This is a genomic window from Ectothiorhodospira marina (assembly GCF_900109495.1).
Taxonomy (GTDB): domain Bacteria; phylum Pseudomonadota; class Gammaproteobacteria; order Ectothiorhodospirales; family Ectothiorhodospiraceae; genus Ectothiorhodospira; species Ectothiorhodospira marina.
On the sequence record NZ_FOAA01000012.1, the window covers coordinates 98,266 to 119,848 of the forward strand.

Consider the following 21,583-nt stretch of genomic DNA (forward strand, 5'->3'; position numbering starts at 1 on the left):
ATATCCCCTCATGTCCCAGCGCCGGGATGGGTGGCTGCCATGGCCAGACGTGGCGCCGATGTCGGGGGAGTTTTCGGCGGCTTATCTGGTGTAAGCTCCATGGCTGACGCCCAAACCCGACATGGGGTGACATGCTCCGGGATCTTGAAAGAGGAGGGCTTATGGACAGGCTGGGGCTTCGCATCACCTTGGCCATCGCCATTCCGGTCGTGGCCTTTCTCATCATGGCGGGTATCGCCCTGGGGGAACGCGAGCGTCTGGGCCGTGAAATGGCTGCGACCGGAGAGATGGCCGCGCTGGCCACCGAGGGCAAGGCCCTGGTACATGCCCTGCAGGATGAACGGGCCGGTTCGGTGGGTTATCTCAGTGGCCTGGATAATGAGTTCTGGTACATCCTGGAGGAGGCCCGCGATGCCACCGATGAATTGATCCAGCCCTTCCGGGAACGATGGCAGGAACTGGCTGGGGCCGACGAAGGCCTTCCGCCGCATGCCCTGCTGGATCGGCTGGACGAGGATTTGCGCGGCTTGATGCATGTCCGCGAATTGGTCAATCGACAGGCATTGCACCCTCTGGAGGTGCTGCCGGACTATGACCGTCTGATTCAACGGCTCATCCTGATGGTCTCGCACACCCCTCAGACGCCTGCCGATGCGCGTTTATCGGCACTGTTCAGCGCCTATCGACCCTTGTTGCTGCTCAAGGAGCATGCGGCTCGCGAGCGTGCCCTGGGGAATGCCTGGCTGGGGGCATCCCCTCCCGATCGGCGCGTGTTCCATGGGTTCCTGAGTAGTGTGGCCATTCAGGAGCTACAGCGTCAGCAGTTCATGTCGCTGGCGCCGCCGGACCATCGGGATGCCCTGTTGGCGCTGGAGTCACAGCCGGCCCATCAGGAGTTGCTGGCCGCCCGCGCGGCCATCATCAACCACGGATCGGCCGGGACGCCGGAACACCTGAACATGATGCGCTGGTATGCGATCACCCGAGAGCGTGTCGACCAACTGCGGCAGATGGAACGGGATCTGGCCGCTGAGGTTGGCGTTGCTGCCGAACGGGCGGAGCAGGAGGTCCATCGGGAGTTCATGTTCCTGCTGGGGATCGCCCTGGTCCTGCTGCTGCTCACCGTGGTGCTCTCGGTGACGATAGCCCGGGGCCTGATCAAACGCCACCGGGAGCGGCTTCAAGCCCTGGAGCGAATGGCCTATCTGGCGCGTCACGATACCCTCACCGGGTTGCCCAACCGAAGTTATTTCAACGAGTTGCTGGAGGCGTGGCTGGAGACCGCACGCCCTGGGGGGCACTCTTTGGCCCTTTATCTGATGGATCTGGAAGGGTTTTCGGAGATCAACCGCATCTGGGGTGAGTCCGTGGCGGACCAGGTGCTGGTGCAGGTCACCGAACGCATGCGCGAAGTACTGCATCCTGATGCCCTGCTGGCGCGCATCTACGGCGACCAATTCAGTGTGGTGATCGGTCCCGCGGGGTCCGGAACGAAGGTGCCCCTCGATGGGGACGGGGAGGCATGGTTGCCGCGCCTGCTGGCTTGCCTTGATGAACCCTTTCAGGTTGGAAGGCGACGGATCGAGCTGCGGGGCAACATCGGATGGGTGACCTGCCCGCCCTTTCCACGGCATGCCTCGGAACTGTTGTCCAATGCCGGCTTTGCGGTGGAATATGCCAAGTCCAGCCCGCGCCGGCGGTACCGCCGCTTCGAATCGAAGATGCTGGAGCAGCACGCGGCCCTGGTGGAGATGGATCGAGACCTGGAAAAGGCCCTGGAGCAGCATGAGTTTCAGGTGCACTACCAGCCTAAACTCGATCTGGAAACGGGTCGCGTCGTCAGCCTGGAGGCCCTGTTGCGCTGGGATCATCCTCAGCGTGGCATGGTGCCACCGGATGAGTTCATCCCCCGGGCCGAGGCCAACGGCACCATCATCGAGATCGGTGATTATGTCCTGCGGGAGGCCTGTCAGCAGGCCCAGACATGGCGTCAGAGCCTTGCCCCGGACCTGACCGTGGGTGTCAATCTGGCCACCTTGCAACTCTATCAGGCCGATATCGTGGAACGGGTACGCCAGATCCTGGCCGAGTCGGGCCTGCCTCCCGAAGCCCTGGAGCTGGAATTGACCGAGACGGGCCTGATGGAAGACATGGACGCCGCCACCGAGGTGTTGCAGCGTCTGAGGGGCCTGGGCATCAGCCTCTCCGTGGATGACTTTGGTACCGGCTATTCGTCGTTGGCCTATCTGCGTCGCTTCCCCCTGCAGGGATTGAAGCTGGACAAGCGTTTTGTCAGCGACCTGGAATCCAGTGACGAGGCACGCATGATTGCCACGGCGGTGCTGAGACTGGCCAGGAGTCTGTCCTTGCGCTCCGTGGCAGAGGGCGTGGAAACCGAAGCCCAGGCCGTCTGGCTGAGGACGCGTGGTTGCCAACTGGGCCAGGGGTACCTGTACGCCCCCGCCATGCCTCCGGATGCGTTTGTCCTCTGGCTGGAACAGGGAGTGTCCCGGCGGGCAGGGCAAGGGGGTGGCGGTGTCTGATCAGGCCGGAGGATATGGGGAGGGGCTGGGGCCACGTATCAGCCTGGCCATTGCGATTCCCGTCGTTGCATTCCTCTTGATGGCTGTGTTGGCCCTGGGGGGGCGGCAGGATGAAGCCAGGCACATGGAGCACTCCCTGGCCACAGCCTCGCTGGCGCGGGAAGCGAAGGTGCTGATCCATGCCCTGCAGGCAGAGCGTGGCAGCTCTGCCGGCTATCTCAGCGGTTTTGATGACAGATTTCTGACCCTCCTCCAGACCGCCCGGAGCGAAACCGACCAGGCCATGGAGCGCTTTCGCGAACAGATGAGCCGGGTGGACCCGACCGGGTCGAGCCCCATCGCGGACCTGGCGCGGACTCTCGGCCACGAACTGGATGCATTGGAGACCCATCGTCGACGGGTGGATGGTCATCGTCTGGAGCCCCTGCAGGTTCTGCCACCCTACAGCAACGTGATTCGGCACCTGATCCTGGTCGCCTCCCACGTGCCTCAGCGGCAGAGCCCAGCGGAGATGCCCCGGTTGATTCATGCCTATCGCCCCTTGCTTCTGCTCAAGGAGCACGCCGGCCTGGAGCGGGCCCTGGGCAGTGCCTGGCTTGATTCGGCCCGGCATGATCGCAATGTCTTCTACCGCTATTCGAGCAATCTGGCCATTCAGGATCAGCAGCGCAGCCACTTTCTGACCCTGGCGCCGGTGGAATATGGCAACACCCTGCTGGAACTGGAATCCCGGGCGGATCACCGGGCCCTGATGGAAGCGCGTGCTGCCATCATCAACCACGGCGCCGCGAGTCGGCCTCAACACCTTGATGCCGTGGAATGGTTCCGCATCACCAGCGCCCGCGTGGATGCCCTTCGGGATATGGAGCTACGCCTGTCGGAGCAGATCATGGAGACCGCCCGGATGGCCAGGGAAGAGAGCCGCCAGCGGCTCGCCCTGTGGACATTCCTCACCTTGCTGCTCATGGCGGTGACCATCGGTCTGTCCCTGTTGGTGGCCAGGGATCTGGTGCAACGCTATCGTCAGCATCAGGAGGCCATGGAGCAAACTGCCTATATGGCACGCCATGATCCCTTGACGGGCCTGCCCAACCGCGCCCACTTCCATGAGCAACTGGAGGCGCGATTGGCAAAGGCCCGTGCCCATCAGTTGCCACTTTGTCTCTATTTGATGGACCTGGCTGGCTTTGCCGAACTGAATCGCATCTGGGGCGATGCGGTGGCGGACCATGTGCTCAAACGGGTTGCGCAGCGTCTTTCCGAGTTGGCCGGGCCGGAGGTCCTCACAGCGCGGGTTTACGGTGACCAGTTCGCCCTGGTGGTATTCAAGGATTCCCGTCTGTCGGATATCAAGGGGTTTGGGTGTGACCTGCTCTCCACCCTGGATGAGCCTTTTCAGGTGGGTGAGCGTCGCATTGAGGTGGCTGCCCATCTGGGTGTTGTTTCCTGTCCTGCCTATCCGGATCATGCCTCGCAGCTACTGGCCCATGCAGGGTTTGCGGTGGCGCATGCCAAGGCCACCCTGGGTCAGCGCATGTGCCTGTTCGAGCCCGGGTTGCTGGCACGTCATACCGAGGCGGTGGAACTGGATCAGGATCTGGATCAGGCCCTGGTACAGGGGCAGTTCGAGCTGCACTATCAGCCCAAGGTGGCGCTGGAGTCCGGTCGTATCGTCAGTTTCGAGGCCTTGCTGCGCTGGCAGCATCCCAGTCGGGGCTGGGTGCCACCCGGGCAGTTCATACCGCGAGCCGAAGCCAGTGGCAGCATCATTGCCATCGGCGACCTGGTGCTGCGCGAGGCCTGCCGCCAGGCCCGGCGATGGCGGGATGCCGGCTGGCCGGATCTGACCGTGGCAGTGAATCTGTCCACCGTGCAGTTGTATCAGGCCGACCTGATGGCCCGGGTGCAGTGGGCCTTGAGCGAGGCCGGGTTGCCGGCTGAGGCCCTGGAGCTGGAACTCACCGAGACCGGACTGATGGAGGACATGGATGCCGCTGCCGACATCCTCGAACACCTGCGGGCATTGGGCGTGCGCCTGTCGGTGGACGATTTCGGTACGGGCTACTCCTCCCTGGCCTACCTGCGGCGTTTCCCCGTGCATGCCCTGAAGCTGGATGCCCGGTTCGTGAAGGACCTGGAATCCAGTGACGAGGCTGAAATGATCGCCAACGCAGTGTTGGCCCTGGCTGAAAGCCTCTCCCTGGACTGTGTGGCCGAGGGCGTGGAAACCGAGGCTCAGGCGGACTGGCTCAGGGCGCGGGGGTGTGGCCAGGCCCAGGGGTATCTCTTCGCCCGCCCCATGCCAGCGGACCAGTGTGAGTCTCTGCTGGCCCATGAGTATGTGACCCGTTCCTGAAGACTGAGTATGATGCCCGGTAGAGCCCACCGCCCTCGTGGGTGTCCGACATTCTCTCGTCTGTGAAGGAGTCCTTTGTGGCTGATACTCCCCGGACCGTGGCCCTGGCCATGACCGGCGCATCCGGTGCTCAATATGGGCTGCGTCTGTTGCAGTGTCTGCTGGAGGCAGGTGTGCGGGTCTACCTGATGGTATCCCGGCCTGCTCAGGTGGTGCTGAGCATGGAAACGGATCTGTCAGTGCCCGGCAGGCCCCGGGACATGGAGCGCTTCCTGTCTGAACGTTTCGGGGCCGCTTCGGGGCAGTTGCAGGTCTTTGAGCGGGAACAGTGGACCGCGCCGGTGGCCAGTGGCTCCTCTCCGCCCGATGCCATGGTGGTCTGCCCCTGCACCACCGCCACCCTGGCGGCGGTGTCAGGAGGCGCCAGTCGCTCCCTGATCGAACGTGCCGCGGACGTGGCCCTGAAGGAGCGTCGCCGTCTGGTGCTGGTCGTGCGTGAGACCCCTTTCTCCGAGATCCACCTGGAACACATGTTGCGTCTGAGTCGCATGGGGGCTGTGATCCTGCCGGCCAATCCTGCCTTTTACCATCGGCCTCAGAGTGTGGATGACCTGGTGGATTTCGTTGTTTCCCGGGTGCTGGACCATCTGGGGGTGCCCAATGCGCTGATCCGCCGCTGGGGGCAGGATCCCGACCATGATACGGGCCGCGAGGCCGAGGGGATGGCGTGATGGAATTACCGTTGTTTCCGCTCAATACGGTGCTCTTCCCGGGTGGGGTGTTACCGCTGCGGATCTTCGAGACTCGGTACATCGACATGGTGCGCCACTGCATGCGTACCGAGAGCCCCTTCGGTATCTGCCTGATTCGAGAAGGGCCGGAGGTGGTCGATACGGCTCAGGTACATGCAATGGGGACCTGGGGGCGTATTGTTGACTGGGACCGTCGCGCCGATGGCTTGCTGGGGATCACGGTCATGGGGGAAACCCGCTTCCGGGTGGAGACCACCTGGGCCCGCAAGGACCGCCTGCTCATGGGGGAGGTGGAAGCCGTGGAGTGGCCACCCGAAGTCGGGTTGCCGGAGGAATTCCTGCCCCTGTCGAGCCTGCTCCAGCGCCTGGTGGAACAGTTGCCGCCGCCTTATGGGTTGCTGCATGGCCATTATGATCAAGCCGGCTGGGTGGGCGCCCGTCTGGCGGAGTTGATGCCTCTGGATCTGAAGGAAAAGCAGGCCATGCTGGAGATGGATGATCACCTGGCCCGCCTGTTCCGTCTGCGTGATGCCATGATGGGGGTGCAACTGCAGCCTTGAGCCTTCGGGCCGGTACGGGCTTTACGTTGACAACGGGCCTCAGGGCCTGCATCGTGCCCGGCTCGATACCGACTCAGGAGGCCTGAACATGGCCGTCATTGATATTACCCAGGACCGCCTGGAGGCTGCGATCCGTGACAGCGGCACGCTGATCCTGGATTTCTGGGCCCCCTGGTGTGCCCCATGCCGGGCCTTTGCCCCCATCTTCGAGGAGGCCTCCGAGCAGTTCCCCGATGTGGTGTTCGGCAAGGTGAACACCGAAGAGGAGCAGCAGCTGGCAGCCCTGTTCCAGATCCGTTCCATTCCCACCCTGATGATATTTCGCGAACAGATCATCGTCTTCAACCAGCCGGGCATGCTCTCGGCCAGTCAGCTCAATGAGGTATTGGAGAAGGTGGCCGCGCTGGACATGGACGAGGTGCGCAGCAAGCTGGAGACCGGACCGGCGCCGGGTGAAGGGCAGGGCTGATCAGCCCCCGGCCCAGATCATCCTCACGCCGAGCCCTATCAGCAACAGGGCGAACACCCGCCGCACGAGTTTCACCGGTAGGTGGTGGGTGAGCCAGGCGCCGATGCGGGCGGTAAAGAAGGCCGCCACGGCGATGCCGGCAAAGGCCGGCCAGTGCACGTAACCACTGCTGAGAGCGGGCAGGGCAGCGTGATCCCAGCCGTGGATCATGAAGCCGGCGGTGCCAGCCAGGGCGATGGGCAGACCGGTGGCCGCCGCGGTGGCGATGGCCTGCCGCAGGTGCATGTTGAACCACACCATGAAGGGCACCATGAGGGTGCCGCCGCCAATACCCAATAGGGCCGAGATGCCACCGATCATCCCGCCGCCGATGCTGAGGATCGAGGGCCCGGGCAACTGGCGGCCCGGTCTTGGTGGCAGGCTCATGAGCAGATAGAGTCCCATCAGGATCTCGAACACCCCGAAGACCTGACGCAGCAAGCCAGCACTCATGAGTTCTGCCAGGGTGGCCCCGACCAGGGCGCCCAGCATCACGCCGGGTGCCATTTGCCGGATCACCTGCCATTGCACGGCGCCATGGCGGTGATGCGCCAGGGTGGAAGCGATGGCGGTGGGGATGATGGTGGCCAGGGAGGTGCCGATGGCCAGGTGGGTGATGATGCCGTGATCCACCTGTTGCCGCGTGAACAGCCATACCAGCACGGGCACGATGATCAGGCCACCGCCCACCCCCAGCAGGCCGGCCACCACGCCGGTGAAGGCGCCCAGCGCCAGGTAGGCGAAAAGATCCCACATATCATGAAACTCTCGACCGAATGAAGGTCAGGACCACACTGCAGCCCGACCGTGGGAGCGGCCCTTGGCCGCGAATGCCCCTGTCCGGACCGGCACCTCCACACCCCGCCCCCATGGCTACCCTGTGGGAGCGGCCTTTGGCCGCGAATGACATCCCGAAGCCCCAGTGCCATCCCGGCAAGGCCCACCCCGATACCTGAACGAAGGGGGCAGATGCCGAGCCAGCCATTCGCGGCCAAGGGCCGCTCCCACAGGGGGCTGCTGCTCCCTCAGGGGTTGCATCCCCCAGAGGCGTCCCGATGCTAATGGGTAACACCTCTGGGGGCGGTGATCAGCCCGGACTTAGAGGCTCCGCAGGACCTCGCCGGCTTTGCGGATGGTTTCTTCCAGGTCTTCGGCACTGTGGGCCGCGGAGAGGAAGCCGGCCTCGAAGGCGGAGGGGGCCAGGTAGACGCCCTTGTCCAGCATGGCATGGAAGAACTTGCCGAAGCGTTCGGTATCGCAGCGGCCCACCTGCTCGAAGTTGGCCACCTGGGGCTGATCGGTGAAGAACAGGCCGAACATGCCGCCCACACGGTTGGCGGTCATGGGGATGCCGGCCTTCTTCGCCTCGCCCAAGATGCCGTTGACCAGGGTTTCGGTCTTGGCGCTCAGGTCGTCGTGGAAGCCCGGGGTGGAGAGGATCTCCAGGGTCTTCAGACCGGCTGTCATGGCGATGGGATTGCCGGAGAGCGTGCCCGCCTGATACACGGGGCCCAGCGGCGACATGAACTCCATCACCTGCCGACGACCGCCAATGGCACCCACTGGCATGCCGCCACCGATGACCTTGCCCAGGGTGGTCAGGTCCGGCTTGACGTTGTAAAGGGCCTGGGCGCAGCCCAGGGCCACACGGAAGCCGGTCATCACTTCGTCGAAGATCAGCAGGGCGCCGTGGTCGTCACAGACGCTGCGCAGGCCTTCCAGGAAGCCGGGGGCCGGCGGCACGCAGTTCATGTTGCCGGCCACTGGTTCCACGATGATGCAGGCGATCTCGTTGCCGTACTGGGAGAAGATCTCCCGCACCTGCTCGATGTCGTTGAAGCTCACCGTGAGGGTGTGTTCCGCCAGGGAGGCGGGCACGCCGGGGGAGTTGGGCACGCCCAGGGTGAGGGCTCCGGAGCCGGCCTTCACCAGAAGTGAGTCGCCGTGACCGTGATAGCAGCCCTCGAACTTGAGGATCTTGTCGCGCCCCGTGAAGCCGCGCGCCAGACGGATGGCGCTCATGGTGGCTTCGGAACCCGAGCTGGTCATGCGCACCATGTCCATGGAGGGCACCAGTTCGCAGACCCGGTCGGCCATTTCCGTCTCGATAGCGGTGGGGGCACCGAAGGACAGTCCGTTGAGGGCTGCTTCGCGTACGGCGGCGATCACTTCCGGATGGGCGTGGCCGACGATCATCGGCCCCCAGGAACCGACGTAGTCAATGTAGCGATTGCCATCGGCGTCATACATGTACGCGCCCTGGGCACGCTCGAAGAAGACGGGGTCACCGCCAACGCCCTTGAAGGCGCGGACCGGCGAGTTGACGCCACCGGGAATGTGCTGTTGGGCTGCCTGGAAGAGATCGTGGGATTTTGTCATGGGGTGATCTTTCGCTTGTTGGGCTTCGTGAAAGTGACTGGGCAAAACCTTGAGGGGGGACAAGATACTCGATATGGATGCCCCTGCAAAACCGGGGTCAAGCCTTCTGCCCCCGGCGTCGGGTTCGATGGTCGGATCAGGTGCAACCTGCCGTTCCCGCCGTGGCGGCGATCTGCGCCGCGCGGGCCCGCACGTCGGGGGCCTCCCACACCCCCTGGATCACCGCCGCCATGTGGGCCCCGGCCTGGAAGACCTGGCCGGCATTCCCGGCGGTGATGCCACCGATGGCCGCTAAAGGGAGAGCCAGTTCGGATCGGGCCCGGGTGAGCAGCGACAGCGGCGCGTGGACGGCCCGGGGCTTGGTGGAGGAGGGGAACACCGAGCCGAAGGCCACGTAGTCAGCGCCTTGTGCCTGAGCCTCCCGGGCCAGGTTCAGCCGGTTATAGCAGGAGACGCCGATGATGGCATGGGCTCCCAGGCGCTCTCGGGCCTGTTGCAGGGGACTGTCCTCCATGCCCACGTGAACGCCATGGGCGCCGCAGGCCCGGGCCAGCTCCACATCGTCGTTGATGATGAGCAGTGCGCCGTGCTTCTGGCACAGTGCCATCAGTGCCCGGGCTTCCGCCAGGCGGCGCGGGTGATCCGTGGTCTTGTCCCGGTATTGGACCAAACGGGCGCCACCGGCCAGCGCCTGATCCACCTTGGGTTCAAGTTGTGCCCCCAGGTTGTCGGGAGTGATGACGTACAGGCCCGTGAGGCCTGGGTGGGGCATGTTGGCGTCAGTCGGCATGGTGGGTTTCGTCGCCACTGTGGCCTTCGACGCTCTCTCCAGCCCAGAACAGTCGATTGGGGATCTTCTGCCCCATGCCCAGGCGATGGGCGTGGCGCAGGGTGTTCCAGGTGTAGTTCAAGCCCTCATGCACCGCCGCACTGGGAACCGTCCCTTGGGCCAGTAGGGCGGCAATGGCCGAGGACAGGGTGCAGCCCGAGCCATGGAAATCGCCCTCCAGTCGATCCACGGTGAAGGTATCCAGGCGGCGGTGATTGCCATACAGGGTGTTGTGCACCTTGCCGGTCTTCTCGTGCGTGCCAGTGATGAGAACGTATTCCGTGCCCTGGTCCAGCAGCGACATGGCGCAGGCGTCCAGGGTGTCGGAGCCTACAGTCAGTGCGCGGGCCTCGAGGCTGTTGGGTGTCATGAGGGTGGTGAACGGGGCCAGCAGGGTCAGTATGCCGTCGAGAATCTCTTCGTCGGCCAACGCGGTGCCGCTGCCGGAGGCCAGCACCGGGTCCAGCACCACTGGGAGGTCTGGATAATCACCCAGCAGGGTATGCACTGCCTGCACGGCCTCGATGGAGCCCAGCAGGCCGACCTTGATGGCGGCCACCGGCATGTCCTCCAGCACGGCCCGCGCCTGCTGGATGATGAGCTCCGGATCCAGGGGGGCGAAACCCATCACGTCGGTGGTGTCCTGCACCGTGATGGCAGTGATCACGGGCGCAGGGTGACAGCCCATGCTGATGATGGATTCGATGTCCGCCTGGATGCCTGCGCCGCCGGTGGGATCGTTGCCCGCCAGTGTCATGACGACGGGAACCGATGGCTGATCGATCATGCTAAGCTCCCCAACTTGATTTGATCACAGTGTACCATCTGGCCATGTCACCTCAGTGCAGGTTGGCCGTCATCGGAGGAGTGTCAGCGATGAAAAAATATCAATGCGTGATCTGTGGGTTCATCTACGACGAGGCCGAGGGCCTGCCGGATGATGGTATCCCGCCCGGTACCGCCTGGGCGGATCTGCCCGAAGACTGGGTTTGCCCGGAATGCGGTGCTGCCAAGTCCGACTTCGAGGAGATGGCCGCCTGATGCGGTGAGGGTGGGAGCGGGCCCCACCGAGATTCGTATGCTTGAGTGGCCACAGTTTGAAAAAGCCTTCGCGGCCGAGGGCCGTTCCCACGGGGTACCGGGGGGGCAGGTGTGAGGTGAGTCAGGCAGTTTCGCGCAGTGAGATCTGTTTCCAGCCCCGGTCCCGGGCGGTTTCCGCCAGGGTCTCGTCGGGGTCCACGGCCACCGGGTATTCCACTCGTTCCAGCAACGGCAGGTCGTTGTGGGAGTCGCTGTAGAACCAGCTGCCATCCATTGCCAGGTCGGGTTGGGTGTCCAGCCAGTGTTCCAGTCGGGTGACCTTGCCCCCCTGGAAACAGGGCACGCCCTGCAGTTCGCCGGTGTAGCGGCCAGCCTCGAATTGGGGCTCGGTCGCCAGCAGGTGCTCCACGCCCAGTAGGTGGGCGATGGGTTCGGTGACAAACCGGTTGGTGGCGGTGATGATCACCAGGGCATCGCCGGCCTCCCGGTGTTGCATCAGCAGACGTCGGGCACCCGGGGCAATCATGGGCTCGATGCGCTCGCGCATGAATTGCTCACGCCACCCGTGCAGCTGATCCAGTGGGTGGGCCGCCAGGGGGGCGAAGGAAAAACGACAGAATTCCCGGATATCCAGTGTGCCGGCCTTGTATTGCTCGTAGAACCGATGATTGAGGGCCTCGTATTCGCTCCTGTCCACGATGCCCAGATCCACCAGGAACTGTCCCCATTCGTGGTCGCTGTCTCCTGCCAGCAGGGTGTTGTCCAGGTCGAACAGGGCAAGGCTCACAGGGGGCTCCTTGAGATGATGGGGATAGGGTGCATGATGGTAACTGATCCGGGTGCCCGACGGCCACGCGCCGCGGTTTATCCGCCGGAGTGGTATGTCATTTGCCGATCCGTCCCGCTTATGGAAAAATGCAGGGCAACGAACGGCTTTCAGGTGGCTGCGTAAGTGATTGATTGTGATGGCTATAGGCCGAACGTGGGCATCATCCTGTGCAATCGGGATGGGCGCCTGTTCTGGGCCAAGCGCATCGGCCAGCAGTCCTGGCAGTTTCCGCAAGGGGGGATTCGCCGGGATGAGACGCCCACCGAGGCCATGTACCGTGAGCTGACCGAGGAGACAGGGCTGGAAGCCTGTCATGTGGAGCTTGTCGGTTGCACCCGTCACTGGCTGCGTTATCGGTTGCCCAAGCACTTGATCCGGCGTCGTTCCAACCCGGTGTGCATTGGCCAGAAGCAGGTATGGTTCCTGCTCCGGCTGGTGGGGGAAGACAGTTGCGTGCGCCTGGATGCGGCCCCTCAGCCGGAGTTCGACTCCTGGCGCTGGGTGGATTATTGGTATCCCATGCGCGAGGTGGTGTTCTTCAAGCGCCATGTCTATCGTCGGGCGCTCAAGGAGCTGGCGCCATTACTGTTCCAGGAGGATGTCCCCTCCTGTCCCGCCGAGCGGCATTATCGTCCCCGCCGGCTTTGATCCACAGGCCGCACGAGCGGCTCATCACCCCTGGCCCCGCGCATGCTGCATGTACTCAGACGGATCGTCCTGGAGGTCGGCGCCGCCAGTAACCTGGCTGAAGCGCTGGAGATCATCGTTCGCCGGGTCAAGCAGGAACTGACCATCGATGTCTGTTCCGTTTACCTGCGCGCGCCGGAGGCCGATGGTCAGCGCCTGTTGCTGATGGCCTCGGAGGGCTTGAATCCTGACTCCGTGGGTACGGTGGTGATGAACTCCGGCGAGGGTCTGGTGGGGCTGGTGGCCGAACGGGCCGAACCGGTCAATCTGGAAAATGCCCCGGATCATCCGCGCTTCAAATACTTTCCCGAAACCGGCGAGGAGCGTTATCACGCCTTCCTGGGGGTGCCCATCATTCACAACCGGCGCCTGTTGGGAGTGCTGGTGGCGCAGCAGCGGGAGCGGCGTCGATTCGACGACGAGCACGTGGCCTTCCTCATCACCCTGGCCGCTCAACTGGCCGGCGCCATCAGTCATGCGGAACTGATTGGTGAGGTGGGCAAGCGCCGCGAGGAAATCCAGCAGGATAACCTGCAGATCGCCGGTATCCCCGGAGCCGCGGGCGTGGCGGTGGGGCAGGGGGTGGTGGCCTATGCCCTGGCGGATCTGGAGTCCGTGCCCGATCGGGATGCGGATTCCATCGAGCACGAGGAAGCAGCGTTCCGTCAGGCGGTCAAGGAGGTTCAGGATGAGCTCATCGAGATCAAGGACCGCATGGAGGACGTGCTGCCCATGGAGGAGCGCCTGCTGTTCGATGCCTACGTGATGATGCTGGGTAGCGACAGTCTGGTGAATGGCACGGTGGACCGTATCCGTGGCGGCAGTTGGGCCCCGGCTGCCCTGCGGGATACGGTGCGCGAGAGCACGCGCAACTTTGAGGATATGGACGACCCCTACCTGCGCGAGCGAGCCTCGGATGTACGTGATATCGGGCGGCGCATCCTCATGCGTCTGCAATCCCATGTGCGTGAGCCCGAAGAGTTCCCGGAACATACCATCCTGCTCGGCGAGGACGTGACCGCCACCCAGTTGGCGGAAGTCCCCCCGGATCGACTGGCGGCGGTGGTGTCGTCGCGGGGCACGGGTTCCTCCCACGTGGCCATCCTGGCCCGCGCCATGGGCATCCCGGCCGTGATGGGTGTGTCGGACCTGCCCGTGGGGCGTCTGGAAGGCCGGCAGATCGTCGTGGATGGTTACCGGGGCAACCTCTATATTCAACCCACGGCCGAGCTGCTGGAGGAATTCAAGCACCTTCAGGACGAGGAAAAGGAGCTGGCCGAGGGCCTGCGGGATCTGGCCCAGGAGCCGGCCATCACCCAGGATGGTGTGGAGGTGCCGGTGTATGCCAACAGTGGTCTGTTGGCGGACATCGCGCCCTCCATTCAGTCCGGGGCGGACGGGATTGGTCTGTACCGCACGGAAGTGCCCTTCATGATCCGCGAGCGGTTTCCCGGTGAGGACGAGCAGACCCAGATCTACCGGGAGATTCTCAAGTCATTCAACCCCCGCCCTGTGACCCTGCGCACGCTGGACGTGGGCGGCGACAAGGCCTTGCCCTACTTTCCAGTGACGGAGGACAACCCCTTCCTGGGCTGGCGTGGAATCCGCATCACCCTGGATCATCCGGAAATCTTCCTGACCCAGTTGCGCGCCATGTTGCGTGCCAGCCAGGGCCTGACTAACCTCCACATCCTGTTTCCCATGATCAGTTCCCTGGGCGAACTCAAGGGGGCCATGCAGTTGCTGCAACGCGCCCGGGACGAATTGCTGGACGAGCATTACGTGATCCCTGTGCCCAAGGTGGGAGTGATGGTGGAGGTGCCGTCGGCCGTCTACCTCTCCGAGGCCCTGGCGCGGCGGGTGGATTTCCTTTCCGTGGGTACCAATGATCTGGTGCAGTATCTGCTGGCAGTGGATCGCAATAACCCCCGCGTGGCAGATCTGTACAACGGCCTGCACCCGGCGGTGCTCCATGCCCTGGATCAGGCGGCTCAGGGCGCGCATCGGGCGGGCAAGACCATCAGTGTCTGTGGAGAGATGGCGGCGGATCCGGCCTCGGTGATCCTGTTGCTGGGGATGGAGATCGACGCCCTGAGCGTCAATGTGGCGGCCCTGGCGCGGGTTAAATGGGTGATCCGCAGCTTTTCCCGGGAGCGTTCCCGGGAATTGCTGCGGCAGTGCATCAAGATGGAGGAGCCGGCGGCCATCCGGGCGTTGCTGGACAATGCTTTGGTGCAGGCCGGGTTGGGGGGGCTGGTGCGGGCTGGCAAGGCCTGAGCACGGCCTGCGGGCGCCGGGTCATCCCTGGGCCGGCAGCCAGGCATCCAGCTGGCCTTCCACCCGTTCCCAGTCCAGATCGCCCATTTTCTGATAGGTGATTCGGCCCCGGGGAGAGATCAGGAAGGTGGTGGGTGTGAGTTCCACATTGCCAAACGCCGAGGCCACCTGGGCATCGCGATCCAGGGCGATGGTGTAGCCCACGTCCCGCCGGCGCACCATCTCCGCCACCTGTTCCGGTGGGTCGTAGTGCATGGCCACGCCGATGATTTCCAGACCGCGTTCCCCATACTCTGCCTTGAGTTGATTGAGGTGCGGAATCTCCTGAACACAAGCTGGACAGGTGGTGGCCCAGAAGGTGAGCAGCACCGGCTGCCCGGTGAGATCCGCCAGGTGCAGGGTGGAACCGTCCAGGGTTTCCATCTCCACCTGCGGCGCGGCGCGCCCCCCCTCGGGGGCTAGCCACAGGGCCACCAGTCCCCCGGCCAGGGCCAGGACGAAGCTGCCGATCAGCAGGTCTCTTTTCTTCACGGTGTTGCGGTTCCTCTGGGAGATGAATGACACGGCCCGACATGATAAGCGGCGTGGCCGGCGTTTCGCCATGTTGTTCGGCTCGCCACCCCGTGCGGCTTGCCGGTTTTGTTATGATGTTGGACCGTGAGTGGATCGCCAGGATCCGCTGTCTGATGAATTGTTGGTGAGTGGAGGCGAAATGGTGGTCAGGGTGGGCATTGTCGGTGCGACCGGCTATACCGGGGTGGAGCTTTTGCGTTTGCTGCTGGCGCACCCCGACGCGGAACCGGCGGTGGTGACCTCCCGGGGCAATGCCGGCGAGCGACTCGATGCCCTGTTCCCCAATCTGCGCGGCCAGTGCGACCTGGTCTTCCAGGAGCCTGATCCCTCCGCCCTGGCCGAGTGCGACGCGGTGTTTTTCGCCACCCCCCACGGTGTGGCACACGCCATGGCGGCGGAGTTGCTTGAGCGGGGTACGCGGGTCATTGATCTTTCCGCTGACTTTCGCCTGAAGGATGCCGAGGTCTGGGCGCATTGGTACAACCAGCCCCATGGGGCCCCCGAACTCCTGGGGGAGGCGGTTTACGGTCTGCCGGAGTTGAACCGGGCTCATATCCCCGAGGCGCGCCTGGTGGCAGTGCCGGGTTGTTATCCCACGGCCGTCACCCTGGGTTTCCTGCCGCTGCTGGAGCAGCAACTGGTGGATCCGCTGCGTCTGGTGGCCGATGCCAAGTCCGGTGTCAGCGGCGCCGGTCGCAAGGCCCAGGTGGGTTCGTTACTGTGCGAGGCCTCGGAGAACTTCAAGGCCTACGCGGTGGGGGGGCATCGCCACCTCCCCGAGATCCTGCAAACCTTGAGCCTGGCCGCGCGCGGCGTGCCTCAACTCACCTTCGTGCCCCATCTGGTGCCCATGATCCGCGGCATCCTGGCCACCCTCTATGCGCCGCTGGCCCACACCGAGGTGGACCTGCAAGCGATCTATGAGCAGCGTTACCGGGATGAACCCTGTGTGGACGTGCTGCCCGCCGGGGGCTTGCCGGAGACGCGCAGCGTGCGCGGCACCAATTTTTGTCGATTGGCAGTGCACCGACCCGGCGATGCGGACACCGCCGTGGTCATTTCGGCGATCGACAATCTCGTGAAGGGGGCTTCAGGGCAGGCCATCCAGAACATGAATCTGATGTTTGGCCTCCCCGAGACCCGCGGGCTCGAGGCCATCGCGGTATTGCCCTGATTCATGGCGCGCTGGCGAAGGGGATTGCCGGATCTTTCCACGGGATATCACGTGGAATATCGCAATCCCTGGCTGCGCGCGGTGGTCAGATTGTTGTTGGTGTTGCTGGTGCTGGGTGCGGGATGGCAGTTGTACCATCTGGGCTACATCCGTGGGGGTGACGATTACGGCAGCGCCATGAGAGAGCTACGTGATCTGCGTGAACGGGTGCCTACGCTGGACCGCGAGAATCGCCAACTGCGCCAGGACAATACCCTGCTGCGGCGCGAATTGACTGTAGAGCGGGAGGTGGCCAATCGTGTGCGGTTGGACATCCAGGGGCTGGAGCAGCACATTCATGAGTTGACGGAAGAGCTGGATTTCTACCGCAATATCGTTTCTCCTGACAATCTTGATCGTGGCCTGCACATTCAGAAGGTGCGGTTGACCCCGGCGGATGTGCCGGGTGTGTACCGTTACCAGTTGGTCCTGACGCAGGTCCAGGGCAATCAATCCATTGAGGGCCGGGTGACCCTCTGGCTGGAGGGGCGTCGAGACGGTGAGTCGGTGCAACTGGAACATGGTGACCTGGTTCCCGGCGAGGAGGATGGCCAATCGTTTTCGTTCCGGTATTTTCAGGTGATTCGTGGTCGCCTGCAGCTACCCGGCGACGTCATCCCCGAAGCCTTGGTGGTCAGCGCCGAACCGGAGGGCGCACAGTCCCAGTGGGTGCAACAGCGCGAGGCCTGGTCATCGCTGCTCAACGAAGGAGACTCTTGAATGCTGTCTCGACGCAAGAAGAAGATGAAGGTGGCCCGGGTGGACACCATTCTGGGCCGCAATAGTGTCATCGAGGGTGATCTTTGCTTTTCCGGTGGCATGCATCTGGAGGGGACCATCCACGGCAATATCAGTGCCGACGATCAGGATGAGGAGGCGCTGCTGGTGATCAATCAGGGTGCGGTCATCAAGGGTGACGTCAAGGTGCCCCGGGTGGTCATCAGTGGCTCGGTGGAGGGGGATGTGCACGCCAGTGCGCGCGTGGAACTCTCCTCCGGTGCCCGGGTTACGGGTAACGTGTATTACACGCTCATTGAGATGGCCATGGGGGCCGAGGTGAATGGCAGCCTGCTGCACCAGAGCAAGGAGGCCCTGAGATTGGAGCACTTGAAGGTGCCCGGGCAGTCCCAGGGCGCCCAGCAGACACCCCGGGCAGGTGAGGCAGAGAAACCCGCGTCGGAGGCATCTTCCGGGAATACCCATTCTTGACCGTTTCGCTGGGCGAATGCTAGCGTAGGACAAAGGCCCGTAGTGGGCACATCAACCGCGATGACCAAAGAGGCAGATTCATGACTGCAACCGAAACCACCAACGACACCATGCCCAGCCCGCTGAATTTCACTGATTCTGCCGCCGCCAAGGTGAAGGCTCTGATTGACGAGGAAAACAACCCCTCCCTGAAGTTGCGTGTCTTTGTCAGTGGCGGTGGCTGCTCCGGCTTTCAGTATGGCTTCACCTTTGATGAGGACGTCAACGATGGTGATACCTCCGTTGAGAAGGGCGGTGTCACCCTGCTGATCGATCCCATGAGCTATCAGTATCTGGTGGGTGCCGAGATTGACTATACCGAGAGCCTGGAAGGGGCTCAGTTCGTCATTCGCAATCCCAACGCCACCACCACCTGCGGGTGTGGTTCCTCCTTCTCTGTTTGAGGTGAATGCATGGATCCGAGTCGCCTGATGGCCCTGGTGCGTTTTGGCTGGTATCGCCTCATGGCGGTTTTCGGTCATTGCACGGGGCAGTTCAACATCGGTTACATGTATGCCAAGGGGTACGGCGTGCCCCAGGATGTTGACAAGGCGGTGACGTGGTATCTCAAGGCGGCTGAGCAGGGGGATGTCCATGCTCAGAGCAACCTGGCCCTGATGTATGTGAAGGGGCAGGGGGTTGAGCAGGATGACGCCCAGGCGGTGCGTTGGTACCGCCTGGCAGCGGATCAGGGCAGCACCAATGCCCAGTGCAATCTGGCCTTCATGTATCTCCATGGCCGTGGTGTGGACGAGGACCCTGCCCAGGCGGCCCATTGGTATCGCCTGGCAGCCGACCTGGAAAACCCCTCCGCCCAGTGCAATCTGGGTGTTCTGCATGCCAATGGCAATGGGGTACCGCAGGATGTGGTGCTGGCCTACATGTGGTCGGAATTGGCGGCGGCTCAGGGTTACGAGCTGGCCCGGGAAAACCGCGACCGGTTCGCCAAGGGCATGACGGCGGCGCAGATCGAAGAGGGGCGGCGTCTGGCCCGTGAATGGACGCCGGGGGTGGATGCCGACGCCCAGCCTGCCCCAGTGACTCCTTAACCCACTCCGCCCGGGTGAATGCTTCCCAGCACGACTGCCTTGCGGGCGCCAGTGACTGAGGGCACATTGCCCGGGCGCCCGGCCAGGGTTTCCCGCGCCAGCCAGGCGAAGGCCATGGCCTCGATCCAGTCAGGCGAAAGCCCGACCGCCTCGGTGGATTCTACGGTCGCATTCACCAGCCGATGGCCCAGGCCCGCCATCACCGCCCGGTTGTGAGCGCCTCCGCCGCAGACCAGCACCCGTTGGGTGGTGGGAGCGTGTTTCAGAATGGCATCACTCGCGCTTGCCACGGTCAGTTCTGCCAGGGTGCGCTGCGTGTTCCGCGCCGGGATGTGTCGGTTGGCCATCTGCAATTGCCTTTCAATCCATTGAAGATTGAAGTATTCCGTGCCGGTGCTCTTCGGCGGGGGCTGAATGAAATACGGATCCTCCAGCATGGATGCCAGCAGGCTGTTATCCAGCTCCCCACTGGCCGCCCAGGCGCCCTCTGAATCCCAGGGGTGCCCCTTCTCGTGTCGTATCCAGGCATCCATCAAGGCATTGGCCGGGCCGGTATCGAAGCCCTGCAGCGGGGTTCCCTTGTCTGCGGGCAAGACCGTGATATTGGCAATGCCTCCCAGATTGAGGATCACGCGATCCTCTGCATCTGAGTGCAACATGGCGCGATGAAACCCTGGCACGAGTGGAGCGCCTTCGCCTCCCGCTGCCATGTCGCGCCGACGGAAATCGGCCACGACGGTGAGCCCCGTGCATTCGGCCAGGTGATGGGGGCAGCCGATCTGCAGGGAAAAGGGGGGCGCGGCCCCCGGGCGGTGACGTACCGTCTGGCCATGGCTGCCCAGGGCAACGATGTGGCTGGGGTCCAGGTGCTGATCTTCCAGCAGGGTGAGTACCGCCTCGGCCATGACTTCCCCCAGGGCCACATCCAGTGATCCCAGTTCATCCACGGAAGCGGTGTGTTCCGGGTCAGCCAGGTGACGCAGGCCACCGGTGAGCATGGGCGGGATCGGGTGCCCATGCGTGGCCACACAATGTGCGCCTGTATCGTCGAATGCCACCAGTGCGGTATCGATGCCGTCCATGCTGGTGCCCGAGATCAGGCCGATGAAGTATTCCGCCATGTAAAGGCCCTCCGTTTTGAGTGGTTTCGGGGCGGCATCCGGGCAAGGTGTGCTCATCCTCGGCATTGGTTATCATGCCGGCGACCTCGGCCCGAGGCTCGCCGCCTCCATCTTTATAGGGCCGTATCACCTAAAAGACGAGGAAGGACATGACGCAGGTTGATGAGCAGATCGAGACTCTCAAGCGAGGGTGCCATGAATTGCTTCTGGAGGGCGAACTGACCGAGCGATTGAAGGCCGGTCGCCCCCTCCGGGTCAAGGCCGGCTTCGATCCCACGGCACCCGATCTTCATCTGGGTCATACAGTGTTGCTGAACAAACTGCGTCAGTTTCAGGACCTGGGGCACGAGACCCTGTTCCTGATTGGTGATTTCACCGGCATGATCGGTGATCCCAGCGGCAAGAACACCACCCGCCCGCCCCTGACCCCGGATGAGGTGGCAGCCAACGCCCGCACCTATGAGGATCAGATCTTCAAGGTGCTGGATCCGGCGCGGACCCGCATCGTTTTCAACTCGCACTGGATGGGAAGCATGACCTCCGCCGAGATGATCCAGCTGGCTTCCCGGCATACGGTGGCCCGCATGCTGGAGCGGGATGATTTCCACAAGCGCTACACCAGTGGCCAGCCCATTGCGATTCATGAGTTCCTCTACCCCCTGGTACAGGGGTACGACTCGGTCCATCTGGAGGCCGATGTGGAATTGGGCGGTACGGATCAGAAATTCAATCTGCTGGTGGGCCGCGAATTGCAGAAACAGATGGGCCAGCCCCCTCAGGTGGTCATGACCATGCCGATCCTCGAGGGGCTGGATGGGGTGCAGAAGATGTCCAAGTCTCTGGGTAACTATGTGGGCGTGCAGGAACCCCCCAATGAGATGTTCGGCAAGCTGATGTCGATTTCCGATGATCTGATGTGGCGCTATTTCGAGTTGCTGTCCTTCCGGCCGATGCCGGAGGTGGAGGGTTTCCGTCGTGACATCGAGGCAGGTACCAATCCCCGGGACGTGAAGTTCCTGCTTTGCGAGGAACTGGTGACCCGCTTCCATGGGGGCGCTGCGGCCGAGCAGGCCAAGCAGGCCTTTATTCAGCGCTTCCAGAAGGGCGCCATGCCCGATGACATCCCCGAGGTTTCCCTGGTGGTCCCGAGCGAGGGGGTTCCCGTGGCCAACCTGCTCAAGCAGGCCGGTCTGGTCGGTAGCACCTCAGACGCCCTGCGCATGATCCGCCAAGGCGCCGTGCGCATGGACGGCGAACGCCTGGAGGATACGGCCCTGCGTCTTCCGCCTGGCTGCGCAGCGATATTCCAGGTGGGCAAGCGGCGCTTTGCCCGCGTTACCCTAAAGGTTGAGAGTTGAGGTGAGCCTTCCCCTCACCCCAACCCCTCTCCCCCGAGGGGAGAGGGGCTCGAGGCGCCTATCTATCCTGCGGTGGGATGGGTTTTCTCCCTTCTCCCCTTGGGGGAGAAGGGCCGGGGATGAGGGGGGGAGGGGCGCCCGGTGGTATCTGTTCTCTCTAATGTGTTGTTTTTCTTAGGCATTTCAAAATAGTTTCAAAAAAGTGAATTCAGGGTGTTGACGGTATTTTTCAGTGGCCTATAATGCGCGCTCTCCAACGG

General features: G+C 63.4%; 21 protein-coding genes. 14 read left to right on the plus strand and 7 right to left on the minus strand.

What is annotated here, in order from left to right; translation table 11 throughout:
- The first annotated feature begins 161 nt into the window (after nt 1-161).
- The 5 genes from BMY52_RS10980 (at nt 162) to BMY52_RS11000 (ending at nt 6,680) form a co-directional block, all read left to right on the plus strand.
- A complete protein-coding gene (locus tag BMY52_RS10980) occupies nt 162-2,543 on the plus strand; it encodes a putative bifunctional diguanylate cyclase/phosphodiesterase (RefSeq protein ID WP_177169933.1) in 2,382 nt (793 codons plus the stop codon).
- Nucleotides 2,536-4,899, plus strand: coding sequence for a putative bifunctional diguanylate cyclase/phosphodiesterase (locus BMY52_RS10985; protein WP_177169934.1), 2,364 nt, complete (start codon nt 2,536-2,538; stop codon nt 4,897-4,899). Before BMY52_RS10980 ends, BMY52_RS10985 begins: the two co-directional genes overlap by 8 nt.
- 77 nt (nt 4,900-4,976) lie before the next feature.
- The gene (locus BMY52_RS10990; protein WP_090254335.1) at nt 4,977-5,630 is read left to right on the plus strand and encodes a flavin prenyltransferase UbiX; all 654 of its coding nucleotides are present in this window, start codon (nt 4,977-4,979) and stop codon (nt 5,628-5,630) included.
- Nucleotides 5,630-6,211, plus strand: coding sequence for an LON peptidase substrate-binding domain-containing protein (locus BMY52_RS10995; protein WP_255705794.1), 582 nt, complete (start codon nt 5,630-5,632; stop codon nt 6,209-6,211). Before BMY52_RS10990 ends, BMY52_RS10995 begins: the two co-directional genes overlap by 1 nt.
- A gap of 88 nt (nt 6,212-6,299) precedes the next feature.
- A complete protein-coding gene (locus BMY52_RS11000; RefSeq protein ID WP_090254339.1) occupies nt 6,300-6,680 on the plus strand; it encodes a thioredoxin family protein in 381 nt (126 codons plus the stop codon).
- Here BMY52_RS11000 and BMY52_RS11005 read toward each other — a convergent pair whose 3' ends face one another.
- From BMY52_RS11005 to thiD, 4 genes are all read right to left on the minus strand, one after another.
- Nucleotides 6,681-7,475 (minus strand): sulfite exporter TauE/SafE family protein, encoded by a 795-nt coding sequence (locus BMY52_RS11005; RefSeq protein WP_090254341.1) that lies wholly within the window; start codon nt 7,473-7,475, stop codon nt 6,681-6,683.
- Between the two features lie 342 nt (nt 7,476-7,817).
- Entirely contained in the window at nt 7,818-9,098 is a 1,281-nt protein-coding gene (hemL, locus tag BMY52_RS11010; RefSeq protein ID WP_090254342.1) for a glutamate-1-semialdehyde 2,1-aminomutase, read from the minus strand.
- 136 nt (nt 9,099-9,234) lie between these two features.
- Nucleotides 9,235-9,888: a thiamine phosphate synthase gene (thiE, locus tag BMY52_RS11015; RefSeq protein ID WP_245740802.1), complete on the minus strand. Its 654-nt coding sequence runs from the start codon at nt 9,886-9,888 to the stop codon at nt 9,235-9,237.
- A complete protein-coding gene (gene thiD, locus BMY52_RS11020; protein ID WP_090254346.1) occupies nt 9,878-10,714 on the minus strand; it encodes a bifunctional hydroxymethylpyrimidine kinase/phosphomethylpyrimidine kinase in 837 nt (278 codons plus the stop codon). Before thiD ends, thiE begins: the two co-directional genes overlap by 11 nt.
- A gap of 89 nt (nt 10,715-10,803) precedes the next feature.
- On the opposite strand from thiD, the gene rd reads away from it, so the two are divergent.
- Entirely contained in the window at nt 10,804-10,968 is a 165-nt protein-coding gene (gene rd / locus BMY52_RS11025) for a rubredoxin (RefSeq protein WP_090254348.1), read from the plus strand.
- A 121-nt stretch (nt 10,969-11,089) separates the two neighbouring features.
- On the opposite strand, the gene BMY52_RS11030 is transcribed toward rd, so the two are convergent.
- Nucleotides 11,090-11,755: a histidinol-phosphatase gene (locus BMY52_RS11030; protein WP_090254351.1), complete on the minus strand. Its 666-nt coding sequence runs from the start codon at nt 11,753-11,755 to the stop codon at nt 11,090-11,092.
- A gap of 165 nt (nt 11,756-11,920) precedes the next feature.
- Between BMY52_RS11030 and BMY52_RS11035 the strand changes: the two genes are divergently transcribed.
- Both BMY52_RS11035 and ptsP read left to right on the plus strand, forming a co-directional pair.
- Complete coding sequence (locus BMY52_RS11035; RefSeq protein WP_090254354.1) at nt 11,921-12,445, plus strand: RNA pyrophosphohydrolase; 525 nt, start codon at nt 11,921-11,923, stop codon at nt 12,443-12,445.
- 42 nt (nt 12,446-12,487) lie between these two features.
- Entirely contained in the window at nt 12,488-14,761 is a 2,274-nt protein-coding gene (gene ptsP / locus BMY52_RS11040) for a phosphoenolpyruvate--protein phosphotransferase (RefSeq protein WP_090254356.1), read from the plus strand.
- Between the two features lie 21 nt (nt 14,762-14,782).
- On the opposite strand, the gene BMY52_RS11045 is transcribed toward ptsP, so the two are convergent.
- Nucleotides 14,783-15,292 carry a peroxiredoxin family protein gene (locus BMY52_RS11045; protein WP_090254358.1) on the minus strand — a complete coding sequence of 170 codons (510 nt, stop codon included), beginning with the start codon at nt 15,290-15,292 and terminating at the stop codon, nt 14,783-14,785.
- Between the two features lie 184 nt (nt 15,293-15,476).
- On the opposite strand from BMY52_RS11045, the gene argC reads away from it, so the two are divergent.
- From argC to BMY52_RS11070, 5 genes are all read left to right on the plus strand, one after another.
- Nucleotides 15,477-16,508, plus strand: coding sequence for an N-acetyl-gamma-glutamyl-phosphate reductase (gene argC / locus BMY52_RS11050; protein WP_090254391.1), 1,032 nt, complete (start codon nt 15,477-15,479; stop codon nt 16,506-16,508).
- A gap of 51 nt (nt 16,509-16,559) precedes the next feature.
- Nucleotides 16,560-17,267 carry a DUF6776 family protein gene (locus BMY52_RS11055; protein ID WP_143050470.1) on the plus strand — a complete coding sequence of 236 codons (708 nt, stop codon included), beginning with the start codon at nt 16,560-16,562 and terminating at the stop codon, nt 17,265-17,267.
- On the plus strand, nt 17,268-17,756 hold the full coding sequence (locus BMY52_RS11060; RefSeq protein ID WP_090254362.1) for a bactofilin family protein: 489 nt from the start codon (nt 17,268-17,270) through the stop codon (nt 17,754-17,756).
- Between the two features lie 80 nt (nt 17,757-17,836).
- Complete coding sequence (gene erpA, locus BMY52_RS11065) at nt 17,837-18,199, plus strand: iron-sulfur cluster insertion protein ErpA (RefSeq protein ID WP_063464732.1); 363 nt, start codon at nt 17,837-17,839, stop codon at nt 18,197-18,199.
- A gap of 9 nt (nt 18,200-18,208) precedes the next feature.
- Complete coding sequence (locus BMY52_RS11070; RefSeq protein ID WP_090254364.1) at nt 18,209-18,844, plus strand: tetratricopeptide repeat protein; 636 nt, start codon at nt 18,209-18,211, stop codon at nt 18,842-18,844.
- On the opposite strand, the gene BMY52_RS11075 is transcribed toward BMY52_RS11070, so the two are convergent.
- Nucleotides 18,841-19,965: an anhydro-N-acetylmuramic acid kinase gene (locus tag BMY52_RS11075; protein WP_090254367.1), complete on the minus strand. Its 1,125-nt coding sequence runs from the start codon at nt 19,963-19,965 to the stop codon at nt 18,841-18,843. The genes BMY52_RS11070 and BMY52_RS11075 overlap by 4 nt on opposite strands.
- A gap of 149 nt (nt 19,966-20,114) precedes the next feature.
- Here BMY52_RS11075 and tyrS point away from each other — a divergent pair, with 149 nt between their 5' ends.
- Entirely contained in the window at nt 20,115-21,323 is a 1,209-nt protein-coding gene (gene tyrS, locus BMY52_RS11080) for a tyrosine--tRNA ligase (protein ID WP_090254369.1), read from the plus strand.
- Nucleotides 21,324-21,583 lie beyond the last annotated feature (260 nt).

Excerpts from the sequence above, each read along its gene's own strand:
- BMY52_RS10980 (WP_177169933.1), top strand. The coding sequence starts at position 162 with ATGGACAGGCTGGGGCTTCGCATCACCTTGGCCATCGCCATTCCGGTC.
- BMY52_RS10995 (WP_255705794.1), top strand. The coding sequence starts at position 5,630 with ATGGAATTACCGTTGTTTCCGCTCAATACGGTGCTCTTCCCGGGTGGG.
- BMY52_RS11000 (WP_090254339.1), top strand. The coding sequence starts at position 6,300 with ATGGCCGTCATTGATATTACCCAGGACCGCCTGGAGGCTGCGATCCGT.
- BMY52_RS11005 (WP_090254341.1), bottom strand. The coding sequence starts at position 7,475 with ATGTGGGATCTTTTCGCCTACCTGGCGCTGGGCGCCTTCACCGGCGTG.
- hemL (WP_090254342.1), bottom strand. The coding sequence starts at position 9,098 with ATGACAAAATCCCACGATCTCTTCCAGGCAGCCCAACAGCACATTCCC.
- thiE (WP_245740802.1), bottom strand. The coding sequence starts at position 9,888 with ATGCCGACTGACGCCAACATGCCCCACCCAGGCCTCACGGGCCTGTAC.
- thiD (WP_090254346.1), bottom strand. The coding sequence starts at position 10,714 with ATGATCGATCAGCCATCGGTTCCCGTCGTCATGACACTGGCGGGCAAC.
- rd (WP_090254348.1), top strand. The coding sequence starts at position 10,804 with ATGAAAAAATATCAATGCGTGATCTGTGGGTTCATCTACGACGAGGCC.
- ptsP (WP_090254356.1), top strand. The coding sequence starts at position 12,488 with ATGCTGCATGTACTCAGACGGATCGTCCTGGAGGTCGGCGCCGCCAGT.
- BMY52_RS11060 (WP_090254362.1), top strand. The coding sequence starts at position 17,268 with ATGCTGTCTCGACGCAAGAAGAAGATGAAGGTGGCCCGGGTGGACACC.
- erpA (WP_063464732.1), top strand. The coding sequence starts at position 17,837 with ATGACTGCAACCGAAACCACCAACGACACCATGCCCAGCCCGCTGAAT.
- BMY52_RS11070 (WP_090254364.1), top strand. The coding sequence starts at position 18,209 with ATGGATCCGAGTCGCCTGATGGCCCTGGTGCGTTTTGGCTGGTATCGC.
- BMY52_RS11075 (WP_090254367.1), bottom strand. The coding sequence starts at position 19,965 with ATGGCGGAATACTTCATCGGCCTGATCTCGGGCACCAGCATGGACGGC.
- tyrS (WP_090254369.1), top strand. The coding sequence starts at position 20,115 with ATGACGCAGGTTGATGAGCAGATCGAGACTCTCAAGCGAGGGTGCCAT.